This is a genomic window from Anaerofilum hominis (assembly GCF_014287275.1).
Classification (GTDB): Bacteria; Bacillota; Clostridia; order Oscillospirales; family Ruminococcaceae; genus Pygmaiobacter; species Pygmaiobacter hominis.
The window spans coordinates 1-1,014 of the sequence record NZ_JACONZ010000015.1; the positions used below are offsets into that span (position 1 = coordinate 1).

The following is a 1,014-nucleotide window of genomic DNA, read 5'->3' on the forward strand; positions in this document are numbered from 1 at the left end:
ATCCCCGAGAACGCGGCGGACAGCATGGTTTTGGACCTGCCGGAAGAGGCGGCGCCCGCCGTGATCTTTTACGCGGCGGCCCAGTGCAACAGCATGGAATACGACCAGCGGTTTTTCCAAAGCTTTTACGCGCAGTATCAGGGCAAGCTGGCGAACCTGACGGCGAACCCGCAGGGGCCGCTTGCGGTGGTGGAGGTGGAGGAGCATGGCGGGATATAGGCCGGTCTCTTTTTCGTCCGCATCGGCCCCGGGCATGTCGAAGTTTGAGATCGACACCTTTTTGGGGGCGGACCTGACCAACAGCCCGGCGAATGTGGAGAACACGCGGTCGCCGGACTGCGAGAACATGATCCGGGACGTGCCGGGCAAAGTGCGCAAGCGGATGGGCTGGCGCACGGTACTGGAGCTGGAGGGGGCGGTGAACGGTTTCCACACCTGCCGGGACGGGGCCCCGCTGATCCACGCGGGCACAAAGCTGTACCGGCAGCTGATGACCGGGGAGCTGCCGAAAGGGGAAAAAGAGGGGCTGAAACTGCGCTGTCCCCGCGGGGAGAAGATCGAGGCCGAGGGGTATGCGGGCTGCATCGACACGGTGACCGTGTATGGAAAAACGCTGCAGGCCGGTTCCGGCGTCCCGGGCGCCGCGAACGTCCGCCCCATTTACGGCGTGGGGATGCAGACAAACTTGATACCCGCCCCGAAAGACTGGGCGGCGGGATTCCCGGTACAGGGGGAGAGCGTCCCCAACAACGGAGGCGGGAATCGGTACTACACGGCGGAGGTGGAGCTTGCCGCCGGAGAATACGTTTTGTCCAGCAATTACAGCTTTTATGCGGGGCGCGTCTCGCTTGCCCCGATCGTAAACGGCAGCTATGGCGCTTACAGGGAATATCCGGCCACGGAGATCAGGATAGGGGCATCGGGAAAATACGCCCTGTGCGTGACCAACAAGGACAACGCGACAGGGATCGCGGACTGGCGCGGCGAGATCGAATGGGTCATGCTGAACCGCGG

Annotated in this window: 2 protein-coding genes; both read left to right on the plus strand. The window is 63.4% G+C overall.

The window, feature by feature from the left end; genetic code table 11:
- Positions 1 to 219, plus strand: a 219-nt coding sequence (locus H8S23_RS13825; protein WP_186888940.1) for a hypothetical protein, incomplete at its 5' end; no start/stop codon positions are given.
- Positions 206 to 1,014, plus strand: an 809-nt coding sequence (locus tag H8S23_RS13830; protein ID WP_186888941.1) for a hypothetical protein, incomplete at its 3' end; no start/stop codon positions are given. The genes H8S23_RS13825 and H8S23_RS13830, both read left to right, overlap by 14 nt.